This window comes from Variovorax sp. 05T418, assembly GCF_056396385.1.
This window is the reverse complement of record NZ_JBFTLJ010000003.1, coordinates 515,664-531,135: the sequence shown is the minus strand read 5'-3', so window position 1 is coordinate 531,135 and position 15,472 is coordinate 515,664. Positions and strand designations below refer to the sequence as shown.

The window sequence follows — 15,472 nt, the reverse complement described above, 5'->3', positions numbered from 1 at the left end:
CTCAATGCCTCGCAAGCGATACAGCTTGGTAGAAAAACCAACCCAAACCCGTGCTTGACTGCGCGAGAAGTCCCGGTACAAGGGGGAGGCCGCAGGCCGGAGGACATTCGCGGAGCAAGGTACCCCGTCGGCGGGAGCGCGCCCTGAACCGACAAGCGCGCAAGAACCAGAATTCAGACCACCGGCACCCGCACCGAATCCGCCGGGTCCACGTTGCGCCGATAGAGCACCAGCGTCGCCACCAGCCCGCAGGCGGCAGCGGCCGTCATCCACAGGCCCGGCGCGCCCTTGTCGCCGGTCATCTCGATCAGGCCGGTGGCAATGGCGGGCGTGAAGCCGCCGAACAGCGCCGTCGCGAGGCTGTAGGCCAGCGAGAAGCCGGCGGTGCGCACATTGACCGGCATCACCTCGGTGAGCGCCACCACCATCGCGCCGTTGTAGCTCGCGTAGAGAAACGACAGCCACAGCTCCACTTCGAGCATGCGCCCGAAGCTCGGCGCGCCGACCAGCCACTTGAGCGACGGGTACGCAGTGAGGATGGTCAGCACCGTGAAGAGAATCAGCAGCGGCTTGCGGCCCACGCGGTCGGACAGCGCGCCCATGACCGGCAGCCAGATGAAGTTGGAGATGGCCACGCACAGCGTGACGACCAGCGCGTCGGTCGTGCTCAGGTGCAGCACCGACTTGCCGAAGGTGGGCGTGTAGACCGTGATCAGGTAGAACGACACGGTGGTCATCGACACCAGCATCATCCCGGCCACGACGAGGCCCCAGTTGGCCACCATCGACTGGAAGATCTCGCGCGCGTCGGGCCGGTGCTTGCGCGCCATGAACTCCTCGGTCTCCTGCAGCGAGCGGCGGATGATGAACAGCACCGGCACGATCAGGCAGCCGACGAAGAACGGAATGCGCCAGTAGAAGTCGCCGATCTCCTGCGGGCTGAACGTCACGTTGAGCCAGTAGCCGAGCGCGGCCGCCACGATGATCGCCACCTGCTGGCTGGCCGACTGCCAGCTCACGTAGAAGCCCTTGCGTCCCGGCGTGGCCATCTCCGACAGGTAGACCGAGACGCCGCCCAGTTCCACGCCGGCCGAGAAGCCCTGCAGCAGCCGCCCGACCAGCACCAGGAGCGGCGCCGCGAAGCCGATGGTGGCGTAGCTCGGTACGCAGGCGATGAGCAGCGTGCCCACCGCCATCAGCGCGAGCGTGGCGATCAGGCCCTTGCGGCGGCCCACGCGGTCGACGTAGGCGCCCAGGAAGATCGCGCCCAGCGGCCGCATCAGGAAGCCCGCGCCGAAGGTCATGAAGGTCAGCATCAGCGAGGCGAATTCGTTGCCCGCCGGGAAGAAGGCCTTCGAGATCTGCGTGGCGTAGAAGCCGAACAGGAAGAAGTCGAACATCTCCATGAAATTGCCGCCCGTCACGCGCAGCACGGTGGCGAATTTCGAGGAGGAGGAAGCGCTGGAAGAAGCGGTGCCTGGCGCGGTGCGGGCGGCGGCCGCGGCCGATGGTTGCGCGGCGGATTGCGCAGGATTCATCTGGTTGTCCCCTTGGGCGATGTCGTTCGTCCGAGGGTAGGCCGGGGTTCCCGACCACCGCCTGACCGCGCGAGTCAGGTACCTGTCACTGCCTGTGGGGCGTCGTCAGCTCTTGTACTTCACCGAGCAGCCGTAGGGCCGCGTGGAGGCGGTCGAGATCGGCTTGCCGCCGAAGGCTTCGCCGAGCGCCCGGTTGACGTAGTTGGTCGCGCTCTTGATGTCGTCGGGCCGGGCCGAGGCGATGCTGTCGATGCCGCCGGCATACACCAGCATGCCCTTGGGATCGATGATGAAAATGTGCGGCGTGGTGCGCGCGCCGTAGGCCTGGCCGATCACGCCGTCCTCGTCCATCAGCACTGCGGTGGGCGCGGCCTTCTGCGACTTCATCCAGGCGTCGAGCGCGGCGGGCTGCAGGTAGTCGCTGGCCGCGCGCTCGGTGGAATTGACCGACAGCCAGACCACGCCCTGGGCCGTGGCGGCCTTCTGCGTGGCGGGCATGTTGCCGCTGTTGTAGTGCTTGCGCACGAAGGGGCAGCCCGGGTTGGTCCACTCGAGCACCACGAACTTGCCGGCAAAGTCGGACAGCTTGTGCTTGGCGCCGCTGGTGTCCACCGCAACGAAGTCGGGCGCCTGCTGGCCCACGGCGGGCGCGGCGAAGGCATTGTTGCCCATCAGGAAGGTGGCGCCCAGCGCCACGGCGGCCGCCACCACGGCGCGGCGCGAGGCGCGGCTGAGGGCCGCACGGGCATGGCGCGCGGCACGAATGGAACGCGAGTCGGACGATGGCGAAAGTGACATGGCCAGCTTGAACTCCAAAAGAAAAAACGAACAACGGCGACAGCTTAGAGCGCTTTGCTCATGTGCATGTGACAACCCATGTCACGCCGGGGGTCAAAGCGCGGCAAGCGCGGCGCGCACCTCGTCCTTGCCCAGGATCTCGGTCAGCACGACCGGCGCCTTGCCGGGCGCCTGCAGCACGTACAGCGGCACGCCGCTGCGGCCGAGCGCGGTCAGCGCGGCGGTGATGGCCGGGTCGCGGCGCGTCCAGTCGGCGCGCAGCATCGCGACCTTCTTGCTGTCGAAATCGGCCAGCACCTCGGCATCCGCCAGGGTGGCCTTCTTGTTGTACTGGCAGGTCACGCACCAGGCGGCCGTGAAGTCGATGAACACCGGCTGCCCGGCGCCCGTGAGCTCGGCCACGCGCTCGGCCGACCAGGGCTGCCAGCGCTGCCCCGCGGTGGCCGCCATCCTGGCCGGCTCCACCGTCTGCAGCACGTTGCGCCCGATGGCAGCGGCCAGCACCGCGGTGAATGCGACCATCAGCGTGGCAATCACCAGCCGCGTGCGGCCGCGCAGCGTCAGCGCCCAGACGATGGCGGCCATGCACACTAGCAGCGCGAGCAGGGTGCCCGCGCCATCGATGCCGCTTTGCTGGCCCAGCACCCAGACCAGCCAGGCCACGGTGGCGAACATCGGGAACGCCAGCAGCCGGCGCAGCGTGTTCATCCAGGGGCCGGGCTTGGGCAGCAGCAGCGCCACGGCCGGAATGAAGCCCGCCACCAGGTACGGCAGCGCCAGGCCCAGTCCCAGCGCGGCGAACAGCAGCAGCGCCTGGGTCGCCGGAAGCCCGATGGCAAAGCCGAGCGAGACGCCCATGAACGGCGCGGTGCAAGGCGAAGCGATCACCACCGCCAGCACGCCCGAAAGAAAGTCGTTGGCAATCGGATGCCGGGCCTGCGCCGAGCACAGCGACAGGGGCGCGGCGCGGCCGAATTCGAACAGGCCCGCGAGGTTGAGTCCGATCAGCGTGAACAGCGCCGCCAGCGCCGCCACCACGGCCGGCGATTGCAGCTGGAAGCCCCAGCCGAGCTGGGCGCCGGCCGCGCGCAGCCCCAGCATGGCGCCGCCCAGCGCGAGCACCGAGAGCATCACGCCGGCGGTGTAGGCCAGGCCCGCGGTGCGGTGCGCGCTGTGGTTCCCGGCCTGCCGCGCGAAGCCCAGCACCTTGATCGCCAGGATCGGGAAGACGCAGGGCATGAGGTTCAGCAGCAGTCCGCCGAGCAGCGCGCCGAGCAGCGCGGCCATCAGCGTGACCGTGGGTTGCGGCGGCAGATCCGAAGAAGGCGACGAAGGCGCGGCGGCCGCATTGGCGGCCAGGGCCGCCTGCAGCGCGGGCGAGACCTCCGCGCGCGGCGCCGCGGCCGGCCAACTGCCGCTGACGGGCGCCTCGGTGCGCCAGGCAACGGGCTGGCCCGGCTGCCGGTCGGCCTCGGCCAGCGCCACCACCAGTGGCAGGGTCGTCGGGCTGGCGCTGCGCTGGTCGGCCAGCGGGAGCGTGGCGGTCCAGGTGCCGCCTTGCCAGCTCTGGGTCCAGTCCTTGCCCGATTCGGCGGCGGTGCGGATCAGCTCGGGCGTTTCGGGGAAGAAGCCCAGGGTCTTGCCGCGGGCCGAGGCGGGCAGGCCTTCGAGGCGCACCTGCAGGTTGTTGCCGCTGACCTCGACCGCGCCCGGCTTGGCCAGCGGCTGCGGCTGCGCGGCCTGCGCCGCGTCGAACTCGGCCTTGTGCAGCGCGGTCGAGCCTTGCAGCGGCAGGGCCAGGGTGAATTCGCCTTCCTCGGGAATGCATTCCTTGCGGCACACCAGCCAGCTGGCCTTGAGCCGCACGTCGAGCGCCGATGCGCCGGCGCCCAGGGCCAGCGGCGGCTTGAAGTTGCTCGACACCTCGAGCGGCACCGGCAGCAGCACCGTGCCTTCGTAGCCGTAGTTGGCGAGGTTGCCGACCGGAATCTTGCGCGGCACCGGCCAGGCGATCTCGCCGGCCGCCACGCCGCTCGGCAGCGTCCAGTTCAGCTCGGTGGGAAGGCCCGAATCGCCGGCGTTCTTCCAGTAGGTGTGCCACTCGGGCTGGTGGGTGATCTGCAGACCGACCCAGACCGGTGCGCCCGGCGCAACGCCTTCGGGCGCATGCGCCACCAGTTCGGCGCGCACGTGGGGGGTGGTGACCACCGCTCCCGGCCTGGATGCCAATTGGGCCGCAGCCGGCATGCAGGCTGCGGCGGCTGCTACCAGAAACGTAGCGATGTTAAAGCGGGAAAAGATCATGCCGTCAGTCGGAGCAGGGGAGTGGTGCGAAGTTCCGAGGGTTGCGGCGGCTCAGGCGGCCCAGCCCAGCACCACGCGGCGGCTGTTGGCGCTCTTTTTCTCGATCTTGGTGACCATCACGGCGCCGATCTCGGCGGTGTTTGCAACATGCGTGCCGCCGCAGGGCTGGAAGTCGATCTGCGCCTCGCCCTCGCCGCCGATGCGGATGGTGCGCACCGTACCCGTGCCGCGCGGCGGCTGCACGCTCATGCTCTTGACCAGCGCCGGGTTGGCGTCGAGCTCCTCGTCGGTGATGGCACCCACGGTCAGCGGATGCGCGGCTTCCACCAGCCGCGCAAGGCCGGCCGTCAACGCTTCCTTGTCGAGCGGATCGGTCATGTGGAAGTCGATGCGCGCGTAGTCGGGCGTGATCGAGCAGCCGTTCACCGGTACCGGCACCAGGTGGCACAGCAGGTGGCTCGCGGTGTGGAAGCGCATCAGCCGGTGGCGGCGCTCCCAGTCGAGGCGGGCGGTCACGGCGGCGCCGGGCTCGAGCGCGGCGAGCAGTTCGGCCTGGCCGGGCGCGGGCACGTGGACGACTTCCTGCGTGGGCTGGCCTTCCTCGTTCTTTGCCTTGCGCGTGTCGGCAATGGCCAGTTCGCGCCCGTCGGCCAAGGCCAGTACACCGGTGTCGCCGGCCTGCCCGCCGCCCAGCGGATAGAACACCGTGCGGTCCAGCACGATGCCGGTATCGTCGATGCGCAGGATGCGGGCTTCGCAGGCGCGCAGGTAGGCGTCGGCGCGGAACAGGTCGTCGGTCATGCGGCCGATGGTAGCGGCGATGCGTGAATGGGGTGCGCCCACGCCAAAAAGCGCCCATGGCCGACAGTCCATGCCGGCGCCGTCCTCATCATTTGCCGAAGGAACGACGCTGAAAAAGGAAAAGGGCGGCCTCCGCGCCGCAGCAACCAAGGAGCGCGAATGAAGGTACCGAGCATCGCCATTTCCCCGCTGGCCTGGATGGCCGCCGTGGCTGCAGCGCTGGCGCTGGCCGGCTGCGGCGAAACCGCCAAGGTGGCGCCCGAGGCCACCATCGGGCCACGCCCGCAACTGGCCGAACCCAACAAGACGCTGATTCCCACCGTCAACGTGGCCGAGGCGGTCGGCTGGACCGACACCGCCGCCCCCAAGCCCGCCCCGGGCCTGCGCGTGAGCGCACTGGCGCGCGGGCTGGACCATCCGCGCTGGGTCTACACGCTGCCCAACGGCGACGTGCTGGTGGCCGAAAGCAACAAGCCGCCCAAGCCCGAAGGCAGCAGCGACGGCGGCAGCGGCCCGATGGTCAAGGTCCGCAACTGGGTCATGGGCAAGGTCATGGGCCGCGCCGGGGCCAACGCGCCCAGCGCCAACCGGATCACGCTGCTGCGCGATGCCGACGGAGACGGCGCGGCCGAGGTGCGCCAGGTGTTCCTGTCGAACCTGAGCTCGCCCTTCGGCATGGCGCTGGTGGGCAACGAGCTGTTCATCGCCAACGCGGACGCGCTCGTCAAGGTGCCCTACACCGAGGGCCAGACCTCGGCGAGCGCAACCCCCACGGTGGTCACGCCGCTGCCCGCGGGCATCAACCACCACTGGACCAAGAACGTGATTGCCAACGCCGAAGGCACCAAGCTCTACGTCACGGTCGGCTCCAACAGCAACATCGGCGAGAACGGGCTGGCCGCCGAAGAAGGCCGCGCCGCCATCTGGGAAGTGGACGTGAAGAGCGGCGAAAAGCGCCTGTTCGCAAGCGGCTTGCGCAACCCCAACGGCATGGCCTGGCACCCCGAGACCAAGGCGCTGTGGACCGTGGTCAACGAGCGCGACGAGATCGGCAGCGACCTGGTGCCCGACTACCTGAGCTCGGTGAAGGACGGCGCCTTCTACGGCTGGCCCTGGAGCTACTACGGCAGCAAGGTGGATGCGCGCGTCACGCCGCAGAACCCCGAGATGGTGGCCAAGGCCATCGCGCCCGACTACGCGCTCGGCGCCCACGTCGCGGCGCTGGGCCTCGTTTTCTCGGACGGCCGCGGCATGCCGCCCCAGTTTGCAAGCGGCGCCTTCATCGGCGAGCACGGCTCCTGGAACCGCAAGCCCAAGTCGGGCTACAAGGTGGTGTTCGTGCCGTTCTCCGCGGGCAAGCCGAGCGGGCCGCCGGTCGACGTGCTGACCGGCTTCCTTTCGGCCGACGAGAAGGCGCATGGCCGGCCGGTGGGGGTGGCGCTCGACAAGAGCGGCGCGCTGCTGGTGGCCGACGACGTGGGCAACGTGGTCTGGCGCGTGTCGGCGCAGGCGAAGTAGTCGCGCGTGGCCTTGCTCATCCTTGCTTCGGCCGCGCGATGCGATAGAGCCTGTGCCGCCGCAGCGAATGCCCCTCGGGCACGGCCGGGTGGTCGAAGGCGCCATCCACGTCTTCGCGCATGCCCAGGCGCTCCATCACCGCCGCCGAGCGGTGGTTGCCGAGCGCGGTGAACGCCACGATCTCTTCGAATCCGAGCCGCTCGAAACCCACCTGCAGGGCGGCGCGCGCGGCCTCGGTCGCGAGCCTCTGGCCCCACCACTTTCGGGCGAAGCGCCAGCCGATCTCGACGCAGGGCGAAAAGGGCAGCGCGGCCAGCGGCACGTTGAGGCCCGTGAAGCCGGCGAACTCGCCCGATGCCTTGTGCTCCACGGCCCAGAGGCCCCAGCCCTGCTCGGCGATGCGGGCCCTGATGCGCGCGGCGAGTGCATCGCTCGCGGCCCGCGTGGGCACGGGCAGCAGGAACTCCATCACCAGCGGATCGGCCGCGAGCGCGGCAAAGGGCGCGAGATCGCGCTCCCGCCACTGGCGCAGCCGAAGGCGCGGGGTTTCGAATTCGATCGGGGGCTGGATGCTGTCTTCGGCCATGCGGCCGATTGTGCTCAGAACCCCGCGAGCACCACCTTGCCCTGCGCCTTGCCGCTCTCGATCAGCGCATGCGCCTTCCGGAGGTTGGCGGCGTTGATGGTGCCGAAGCTCGCATTGGCGGTGGTGCGGATGCGCCCCGCGTCGACCAGCGCGGCCACCTCGGCCAGCAGCGAGCCCTGCTCGGCGATGTCCGGCGTTTCGAAGCGCGAGCGCGCGAACATCATTTCCCAGTGCAGCGAGATGCACTTGGTCTTGAGCGGCATCGCGTCGAGCGACGGCAGGTCGTCGATCACCGCGAGCTGGCCCTGGGGCTTCAGGCTTTCGATGATCTGCGCGTAGTGCTGGCCGGTCTGCGTGAGGCTCGCGACCATGTCGACCTCGCCGATGCCCGCGGCCTTGAGCTCGGCCGCGAGCGGCTTCGAATGGTCGATGACCGCGTGGGCGCCGAGCGCGAGGCACCAGGCCCGCGTCTCGGCGCGCGAGGCCGTGGCCACCACGCGCAATTGCGTGAGCTGGCGCGCAAGCTGGATGAGGATCGAGCCCACGCCGCCGGCCCCGCCGGTGACCAGCAGCGTCTGGCCCGCACCGCCGTTCTTCGGCACCTTGAGGCGGTCGAACAGCAGTTCATAGGCGGTGATGGTGGTCAGCGGCAGCGCCGCGGCCTGTGCGTCGTCGAGGCTCGTGGGCGCCAGCGCCGCGATGCGCTCGTCCACCGCATGCAGTTCGGCGTTGGCGCCGGGCCGCACGATCGAGCCGGCGTAGTACACGCGGTCGCCGACCTTGAAGTTCTTCACCCCGGCGCCGACGGCCTCGACCGTGCCCGCGGCATCCCAGCCCAGCACCTTGGGCTGGCCGGCTTCGGGCGCCATGTTCTTGCGCACCTTGGTGTCGACAGGGTTGACCGAAATGGCCTTCACGCGCACCAGCAGGTCGCGCGGGCCGGCCACGGGGGCGGGCAGTTCGATGTCCTGCAGCGACTCGGGGTTGTCGATGGGCAGGGGCTGGTAGTAGCCGATGGCTTTCATGGTGGATGACCTTTCTTTCTTGAACGATGGCTCGACTGTAGGATGGCAACCAGAAATTGATAAGACTGCCTCAATGAGCAACACTTTCAAATGAAGATTGAAAATCTGTCGGACCTCCAGGTGCTGGTGCAGACCGCCCGCGGCGGCACGCTCACCGCCGCGGCCCATGCGCTCGGCATGACGCCGGCGGCGGCCAGCGCCACGCTCAAGCGGCTGGAAACGCAGCTCGGCGCCCGGCTGTTCGAGCGCTCGACCCGCGCCATGCGCCTGACTTCGCAGGGCCAGACGCTGCTCGACTACGCGGTGCGCGCCTTCGAACTGCTCGACGAAGGCGAGTCGCTGGTCACGGCCGAGCGTGGCGAGCTGGTCGGCACCTTGCGCGTGGCCGCTCCGTCGGACCTCACGCGCAGCACGCTGCTGCCCTGGTTCGACGAATTCCTTGAACGGCACCCGGGTGTGCAGCTGTCGCTGTCCGTCGGCGACCGGCTGCTCGACGTGACGCGCGACGAGGTCGACGTGGCGCTGCGCTACGGCGCGCTGGCCGATTCACGGCTGGTGGCACGGCCGTTCGCGCTGACCAATCCGCTGCTCACCGCATCTCCCGCCTACCTGCGCCGCCACCCCGCGCCGAAGACGCCGCAGGACCTGGTGCACCACAACTGCCTCACCTTCGACCGCGGCGGGCGCCGCCACCGCACCTGGCGCTTCGCGCAGAACGGCCAGTGGACCGAAGTGCGCGTGAAGGGCGACCGCAGCGTCGACGACGCCTCGCTCGCGCGCGAGTGGGCCGTCGCGGGCTTGGGCATCGTGCTGAAGTCGGCGCTCGACGTGCGCGAAGACCTCCGCAAGGGCGCGCTGGTGCGGCTGCTGCCCGAATGGGACACCGAGCCCTATCCGCTGCACGCCCTCTTGCCGAGCGGGCGCTTCGTGCCCGCGCGCGTAAGGGCATTGGTCGATTTCCTGGCGCTGAAGTTCGAGGCGCTGACGGCTGCTTAGATCATCGGCGTCACGGCGCCGTCCATCGCGACGATCGCGCCCGTCACATAGCTCGCCTTCGGCGAGGCCAGGAACACGACCGTGTTGGCAATCTCCTGCGGCGTGGCGATGCGCCCGAGCGGCAGCCGGGCCGTGGCGCGCTGCAGCGCCTCGTCGCTGCCGATGCCCTGCAGCTTCGCATCCGCCTTCATGCCTTCCTGCAGCCGCTCGGTCAGCGTGAGGCCGGGGTTCACCGCATTCACGCGCACGCCCTTGGCCGCATAGGCCGCGGCCATGCCGGCGCTCACCAGCATCAGCGCCGCGTTGGCCGCGCCGCCGGCCATGTGCACCGGGCTCGCGACCTTGCCGCCCTGTCCGATCACGTTGACGATCGCGCCGCGGCCGCGCCGGCCCATGCGCTTGACCACCGGATCGATCATGTGGATGTAGGTGAAGTACTTGGCGTCCATCGCGTCGTGCCAGGCAGTGGCATCCAGCTCGTCGGGCGGCGTGCGGCGCGCGGCGCCGGCCGAATTCACCAGCACGTCGACCGGTCCGAAGGCCAGCTCGGCCGCATCGAGCGCGGCCACGGCGCTGGCCGGGTCCTTGAGGTCGGCTGCATGCACCGAGACCCGGCCCTCGGCCTGCGCAAACGCCTCGGCCAGCGCCTTGCGGCCCCGCTCCAGGTTCTGCAAATCGCGCGACACGAGGCTCACGCGCGCGCCCTCCTGCAGGAAGCCGAGCGCGCAGGCCAGGCCGATGCCCTTGCTGCCGCCGGTGATGAGAACGTGCTGGTCCTGGAGCTGGAGATCCATCGGGTGTCCTTGTGTGTCGTCGAAGCGCGCAAGGCGCGGGTCGCGTGGATTGAAGCACCGCTCTAAGATCGGCGGATGAACGCATCCCCGGTATCCCTGCCCCGCTACTGGTCTCAACTGACGACGCGCGACTTTGCGGCGCTCGATGTGGCAGCCACGGTCGCGGTGCTGCCCCTCGGTGCCACCGAACAGCACGGGCCCCATCTGCCGCTGGGCGTGGACACGGTGCTGGCCGACGGCATCGTGGCCGCGTCGCTGCCGCTGCTGCCGGCCGCGCTGCCGGTGCTGTTTTTGCCGACGCAGCAGATCGGCCTGAGCCCCGAGCACGCGCGCTTTGCGGGCACGCTCACGCTGTCGGCCGAGACCCTGATCCGCATGTGGAAGGAGATCGGTGCCGGCGTGGCGCATGCCGGCGTGAAGAAGCTGGTGCTGTTCAACGCGCATGGCGGCCACGTGGGTGCGATGGACATCGTGGCGCGCGAACTGCGCGCGGCGCACGGCCTCATCGTCTACAGCGTGAGCTGGTTCAACCTGCCGCTGGGCGATGCGGGCGCGCAGTTCGATGCGGGCGAGCACCGCTTCGGCGTGCATGCGGGCGAGATCGAGACCTCGATGATGCTGGCCCTGGCGCCGCAGCAGGTGCGCATGGCCGAGGCGAAGAATTTCCGCTCCACCTCCGAGCAGCGCGCGGCCGACTACGCGATTCTCGGCAACGGCAAGAGCGCCAAGCTCGGCTGGGCCATGGAGGACTACAACGCACAGGGCGCAGCCGGCAACGCCGCCGCCGCAACGGCGCCGCGCGGGCAGGCTGTTGTCGATGCGGCTGCGCAGCAGCTCGCGCTGTTGCTGGCGGAGGTGTCTCGGCTGCCGCTGGACACGGCTCGTACGGGGCCGCTGCTTTAGCTTGTTGTTGCTGTTGTTCTTGGCGCCGTTGTTCAGGGCGCGCTCCCGCCGACGGGGTACCTTGCTCCGCGAATGTCCTCCGGCCTGCGGCCTCCCCCTTGATTTCGCTGCGCAAGGCACCCCATCAGCGTGATCGTTGTTCAGCGCGGTGGTTGATCAGCTGCGAACCGACAGCGTGCCCTGGTGCACAGGGCATCGGGTGCTCCCCGCAGCGAAATCAAGGAGGAGCCGAAGGCGGGGGACATTCGCGGAGGGGAGTACCCGGTGGCCTGTGCACGCGCCCTGAACAAAGCGCGCTTGGTCACGCCAATGCGCCAGCGCCCCCCAGCACCCCCGCGAACATGCCCGAATCGACATTGCCGCCGCTCACGCAGATACCCACCGTCTTCCCGCGCCAGCGATCCTGCTGCTGGAGCGCGCCCGCCAGCGCCGCGGCGCCAGCACCTTCCGCCACGTTGTGCGTGTCGCTGAAGAGAATGCGCATGGCCTCGGCCACCTCGTCGTCGGTGACGGTGATCACGTCGTCGGCTTCGCGCAGGATCACCTCGAGCGATTCGGGCACCGGCGTGCGGCAGGCCATGCCGTCGGCCAGCCGCGTGCCGGCCGGCGACTCGACGGGCCGGCCTGCGCGGAACGAATCGCGGTACGCCGTGGCATGCGCCGACACCACGCCGATGAGCCGGGTCGACACGCCGCAGTGCGCCCGCGCGGCGGCCGCGGCTGCGAAGCCGGAGCCCAACCCGATCGGCACGAACAGCACATCGGGCGGCGCATCTTTGAGTGCGCTGAAGAATTCGACATACGCCGTCGACACGCCGCGCACCAGCTCGCGGTGGAACGAGGGCACGCGGTGCATGCCGCCTTGCTCGGCGAGCAGGGCCGCATGCTCCGCAGCCGCCTGGAAGTCGTCGCCATGCTCGACCAGCTGCACGCCCAGCGCGCGCATCGCGGCGTTCTTTTCGAGCGAGTTGCCATGCGGCACCACGATGGTGGCCGCGAGCCCGTGGCGCCGCGCCGCGAAGCCCACCGACTGGCCATGGTTGCCGCGCGTGGCGCTGATGGCATGGCGCACGCCGGGTTGCTCGCGCGCCAGCGTTTCGAAGTAGGTCAGCCCGCCGCGGATCTTGAAGGCGCCCGCCGGCGTGTGGTTCTCGTGCTTGGCCCACACCGTGCAGCCCAGGCGCTGTGCGAGCAGCGGCCATGCATATTGCGGCGTGGGCGGCATGGCCGCGCCGACGGTGCGCTGCGCGGATTCGATTTCTTCGCGGGTGAATCTCACGCGCGCTCCTTCTCTTTTACTTGCGTTCCGTCAGCGCCACGCGCACCGCCAGTGCCGCCAGCACGCTGCCCATGATGTAGCGCTGCGCGCGCAGCCAGCCGGCGCTTTGCGACAGCACCGCCGTGATGCTCGCGGCGCCGAGGATCACCGCGGTGTTGACCGCGGCGCTGCTCGCCATCTGCGCCATGCCCAGCTGCATGCTCTGCAGCAGCACCGAGCCGCGCTCCGGATGGATGAACTGCGGAAAGAACGAGAGATAGAACATCGCGACCTTCGGGTTCAGCAGGTTGGTGAGAAAGCCCATGCGAAACAGCTTGCCCGGCGGATCGGCCGGCAGCGCGCGCGCCTCGAAGGGCGCATTGCCGCCGGGCTTGACCGCCTGCCATGCGAGCCACAGCAGGTAGGCGGCGCCGGCAAGCCGGATGGCGTCGAACGCGACCGGCACGGCCAGCAGCAGCGCGGTGAGGCCGAGTGCGGCCGCGAACAGGTGCGCAAGAAAGGCCATCATCACGCCGCCGAGCGAGACCAGCCCGGCGCGCCGGCCCTGGATGAGCGTGCGCGACACGCAATAGATCATGTTCGGCCCCGGCGTGAGCGCCAGCAGCATCGAGGCGAGTGCGAACCAGGCGATTTCGGTCAAGCTCAGCATGTCAGAGTCCTTCGGATTGAAGCGTGACGGGGCCGCGGGGCGTGTCGAGCACGGCCACCAGGTTGGGCGCGCCGGCCTGCACCGCCATGCCGGCCATGCCGATGGCCGACAGCGCCGCAGAGAGGTCGGCCGCGCGCGGATGCGTGGCCTGCAGCGAGCGCATCGCAAGGCCCGAAGCCGGCATGGCGTCGGTGGGATGCACGGGGCCCCACTGGATCAGCGTGGGCAGCGCGCCGTAGAACAGGCGCTGGCCGTCATTGCGCACCGTGATCTGCCATTCGAGCCGGCCGGCGGGCGTGTCGCGCGAGGCTTCGAGCAGCTGGCCGCGGTCGATGTGGGCGTGCTCCTCGCGCGCCAGCGCCTGCAGCGCGGCGTGCGCGTCGGGCACGCGCGCGACGAAGTGCACCAGCCGCGGTCCGCGCCGCACGAGCCCGGCCTGCAGCACCGGGTCGTCGAGGTCGAACCAGCGGCGCGTGCCGGGGCGCGATGGCCGCTTGCCGGGCTCGATCGCGATGATTTCCAGGTAGGCCTGCGGGAACGCCTCGGCCGCGATGTTCAGCAGCCGGTTGTGCGTGCCCATCAGCGGATGCGAGCCGCCAGGGCCGGGCGTGACGCCCAGCGTGGCCTCGCACCACGCCACGCCCTCGGCCAGCGAGGCGGCGGCGATTACCAGGTGGTCGAGCTGCGCGCGCATGGTGCCTTGCCTTTACAGCGTGACCTGGCCGTCGACGCAGGTCACGGCATCGCCGCCGACCCACACCTTGCCGTCGGCGTCGCGCTCGATGTACACGCGCCCGGAACGGCCGAGGCACTGGCCCTGCGCGGCCACATAGCGCGCGGGCATGTGGCCGTCGGCAATCAGCCATTCGGCCAGGCTGGCGTTGAGGCTGCCGGTGACCGGGTCTTCCTCCACGCCGATGGGCGCGGCAAAGGCGCGCACCTCGAGGTCGATCTTCGGGCCTTCGCCTTCTTCGATTGCAGCGGACTTGCCGCCGAAGGCGCGCGCCTCGCGGTTCGAGCGGCCGATCAGCATCGACGAACCCTGCTCGGCAGGCATGCCCGCCACGCCGGCCTTCACACCCAGCTCCTTGAGCAGGCGGTGGTCGGGCACGAGCCGGAGCACGGTGTCCGCATCGCTGAGCAGCAGGCCGAACCACACCGGCCCGTTGTCGAGCACCTGCGCCGCAACCACCTGCTGCGCCTTCAGGCCCAGCGCACCCGCCACCTTGGCCAGCAGCGTGGGGCTCGGCGCGCTGCGCTTGAGCGGCGGGGCCGAGAAAGCCAGGCGCTCGCCTTCATGGCGCAGCGGCACCAGGCCGGCCGCGCACTGCTGCACGATCCGGCCCGCCGCCTTGGGCCTGCCGCCGGCCTGCAGCCAGGCGTGGCAGCTGCCGATGGTGGGATGGCCCGCAAAGGGCAGCTCGCCGCCGGGCGTGAAGATGCGCACGCGGTAGTCGGCCGTGGGCTCGGTCGGCGGCAGCAGGAAGGTGGTTTCCGAAAGATTGGTCCACTGCGCGAAGCGCTGCATCTCGGCGTCGCCCAGGCCGCTGCCGTCGAGCACCACGGCGAGCGGATTGCCGTGGTAGGGCGTGGCGGTGAAGACGTCGACTTGTTTGAACGGGCGGGGTTTCATGCTTTTCATTCGAGCGGGAGGTCGAGCACGCCGCGCGTGCCCGGCCGGGAGATCAGTTCGCCGTACCAGCGTTCGAGGTTCGGCCAGCTGGGGCGCTGGTATTCGGCCGGCGGCAGGCCGAACCAGCGGTGCGCCTCGCAGCCGATGGGGATGTCGGCCATGGTGAAGCGGTCGCCGGCCATGAAGGGCTGCCGCGAAAGATGCGCGTCGAGCATCGCGAACAGCGCCTCGCTCGCATGCACCGAGGCCGCGATCAGCGCGGGGTCGCGCTCGGCCGGCAGCGTGCGCACCCATTGCACGAAGGCGTCGCGGCTCGCGCGGTTGAGCGTGGTCTGCTGCCAGTCCATCCAGCGTTCGGCATCGAAGCGCGCGGGCAGCTCGCTCGGATAGAACTTGCCGTGCGAATGCCTGGCGCAGAGGTAGCGCACGATCACGTTCGATTCCCAGAGCGTGACGCGATCGCTGCCTTCGCCGTCGTCGATGGTGGGCACCATCGCGTTCGGGTTGAGTGCCAGGTACTCGGGCGTCTGCACCACGCCGAACCGGCCGCCGGCCTCGGTGCGTTGAAAGTCGAGCCCGAGTTCCTGCGCGCACCAGACGACCTTGCGCACGTTGATCGAACTGATGCGGCCCCAGATATTGAGCATG

15 protein-coding genes are annotated in these 15,472 nt (G+C 69.9%); 3 read left to right on the top strand and 12 right to left on the bottom strand.

All coding sequences use genetic code 11. The annotated features are described in order from the left end of the window. Positions 1-173: 173 nt before the first annotated feature. From tcuC to AC1DMS_RS08430, 4 genes are all read right to left on the bottom strand, one after another. Positions 174-1,538 carry an MFS transporter gene (tcuC, locus tag AC1DMS_RS08445; RefSeq protein ID WP_307596473.1) on the bottom strand — a complete coding sequence of 455 codons (1,365 nt, stop codon included), beginning with the start codon at positions 1,536-1,538 and terminating at the stop codon, positions 174-176. Positions 1,539-1,643: 105 nt separating this feature from the next. Beyond that, on the bottom strand, positions 1,644-2,336 hold the full coding sequence (locus tag AC1DMS_RS08440) for a thioredoxin family protein (protein ID WP_196230430.1): 693 nt from the start codon (positions 2,334-2,336) through the stop codon (positions 1,644-1,646). Between the two features lie 93 nt (positions 2,337-2,429). Further along, positions 2,430-4,640, bottom strand: coding sequence for a protein-disulfide reductase DsbD family protein (locus tag AC1DMS_RS08435; protein WP_436287250.1), 2,211 nt, complete (start codon positions 4,638-4,640; stop codon positions 2,430-2,432). Between the two features lie 51 nt (positions 4,641-4,691). Beyond that, a complete protein-coding gene (locus AC1DMS_RS08430; RefSeq protein WP_026283887.1) occupies positions 4,692-5,441 on the bottom strand; it encodes an alanyl-tRNA editing protein in 750 nt (249 codons plus the stop codon). Positions 5,442-5,600: 159 nt separating this feature from the next. Here AC1DMS_RS08430 and AC1DMS_RS08425 point away from each other — a divergent pair, with 159 nt between their 5' ends. Further along, entirely contained in the window at positions 5,601-6,959 is a 1,359-nt protein-coding gene (locus AC1DMS_RS08425; protein WP_478180844.1) for a PQQ-dependent sugar dehydrogenase, read from the top strand. Positions 6,960-6,975: 16 nt separating this feature from the next. Here the strand turns inward: AC1DMS_RS08425 and AC1DMS_RS08420 are convergent, their stop codons facing one another. Both AC1DMS_RS08420 and AC1DMS_RS08415 read right to left on the bottom strand, forming a co-directional pair. After that, positions 6,976-7,545 carry a GNAT family N-acetyltransferase gene (locus tag AC1DMS_RS08420; protein ID WP_436287252.1) on the bottom strand — a complete coding sequence of 190 codons (570 nt, stop codon included), beginning with the start codon at positions 7,543-7,545 and terminating at the stop codon, positions 6,976-6,978. A 14-nt stretch (positions 7,546-7,559) separates the two neighbouring features. Next, positions 7,560-8,570, bottom strand: coding sequence for a zinc-binding alcohol dehydrogenase family protein (locus AC1DMS_RS08415; protein WP_436287253.1), 1,011 nt, complete (start codon positions 8,568-8,570; stop codon positions 7,560-7,562). A gap of 90 nt (positions 8,571-8,660) precedes the next feature. Here AC1DMS_RS08415 and AC1DMS_RS08410 point away from each other — a divergent pair, with 90 nt between their 5' ends. Continuing rightward, a complete protein-coding gene (locus tag AC1DMS_RS08410; protein ID WP_307596467.1) occupies positions 8,661-9,566 on the top strand; it encodes a LysR family transcriptional regulator in 906 nt (301 codons plus the stop codon). Here the strand turns inward: AC1DMS_RS08410 and AC1DMS_RS08405 are convergent. Continuing rightward, positions 9,563-10,360, bottom strand: coding sequence for an SDR family oxidoreductase (locus tag AC1DMS_RS08405; RefSeq protein WP_278880881.1), 798 nt, complete (start codon positions 10,358-10,360; stop codon positions 9,563-9,565). The genes AC1DMS_RS08410 and AC1DMS_RS08405 overlap by 4 nt on opposite strands. Before the next feature lie 75 nt (positions 10,361-10,435). Between AC1DMS_RS08405 and AC1DMS_RS08400 the strand changes: the two genes are divergently transcribed. Next, positions 10,436-11,263: a creatininase family protein gene (locus AC1DMS_RS08400; RefSeq protein ID WP_436287254.1), complete on the top strand. Its 828-nt coding sequence runs from the start codon at positions 10,436-10,438 to the stop codon at positions 11,261-11,263. A 301-nt stretch (positions 11,264-11,564) separates the two neighbouring features. On the opposite strand, the gene AC1DMS_RS08395 is transcribed toward AC1DMS_RS08400, so the two are convergent. Genes AC1DMS_RS08395 through AC1DMS_RS08375 form a run of 5 tightly spaced genes read right to left on the bottom strand, consistent with a single transcriptional unit; the run spans position 11,565 to position 15,471 of the window. Continuing rightward, positions 11,565-12,542 (bottom strand): threonine dehydratase, encoded by a 978-nt coding sequence (locus tag AC1DMS_RS08395; RefSeq protein ID WP_436287255.1) that lies wholly within the window; start codon positions 12,540-12,542, stop codon positions 11,565-11,567. A gap of 16 nt (positions 12,543-12,558) precedes the next feature. After that, on the bottom strand, positions 12,559-13,191 hold the full coding sequence (locus AC1DMS_RS08390) for a LysE family translocator (RefSeq protein WP_012745892.1): 633 nt from the start codon (positions 13,189-13,191) through the stop codon (positions 12,559-12,561). A 1-nt stretch (position 13,192) separates the two neighbouring features. After that, positions 13,193-13,885: a VOC family protein gene (locus AC1DMS_RS08385; RefSeq protein WP_436287256.1), complete on the bottom strand. Its 693-nt coding sequence runs from the start codon at positions 13,883-13,885 to the stop codon at positions 13,193-13,195. 12 nt (positions 13,886-13,897) lie between these two features. Then, complete coding sequence (locus tag AC1DMS_RS08380; RefSeq protein WP_478131989.1) at positions 13,898-14,824, bottom strand: PhzF family phenazine biosynthesis protein; 927 nt, start codon at positions 14,822-14,824, stop codon at positions 13,898-13,900. Positions 14,825-14,829: 5 nt separating this feature from the next. Continuing rightward, positions 14,830-15,471 carry a glutathione S-transferase family protein gene (locus AC1DMS_RS08375; RefSeq protein WP_018903771.1) on the bottom strand — a complete coding sequence of 214 codons (642 nt, stop codon included), beginning with the start codon at positions 15,469-15,471 and terminating at the stop codon, positions 14,830-14,832. Position 15,472: the final 1 nt, after the last annotated feature.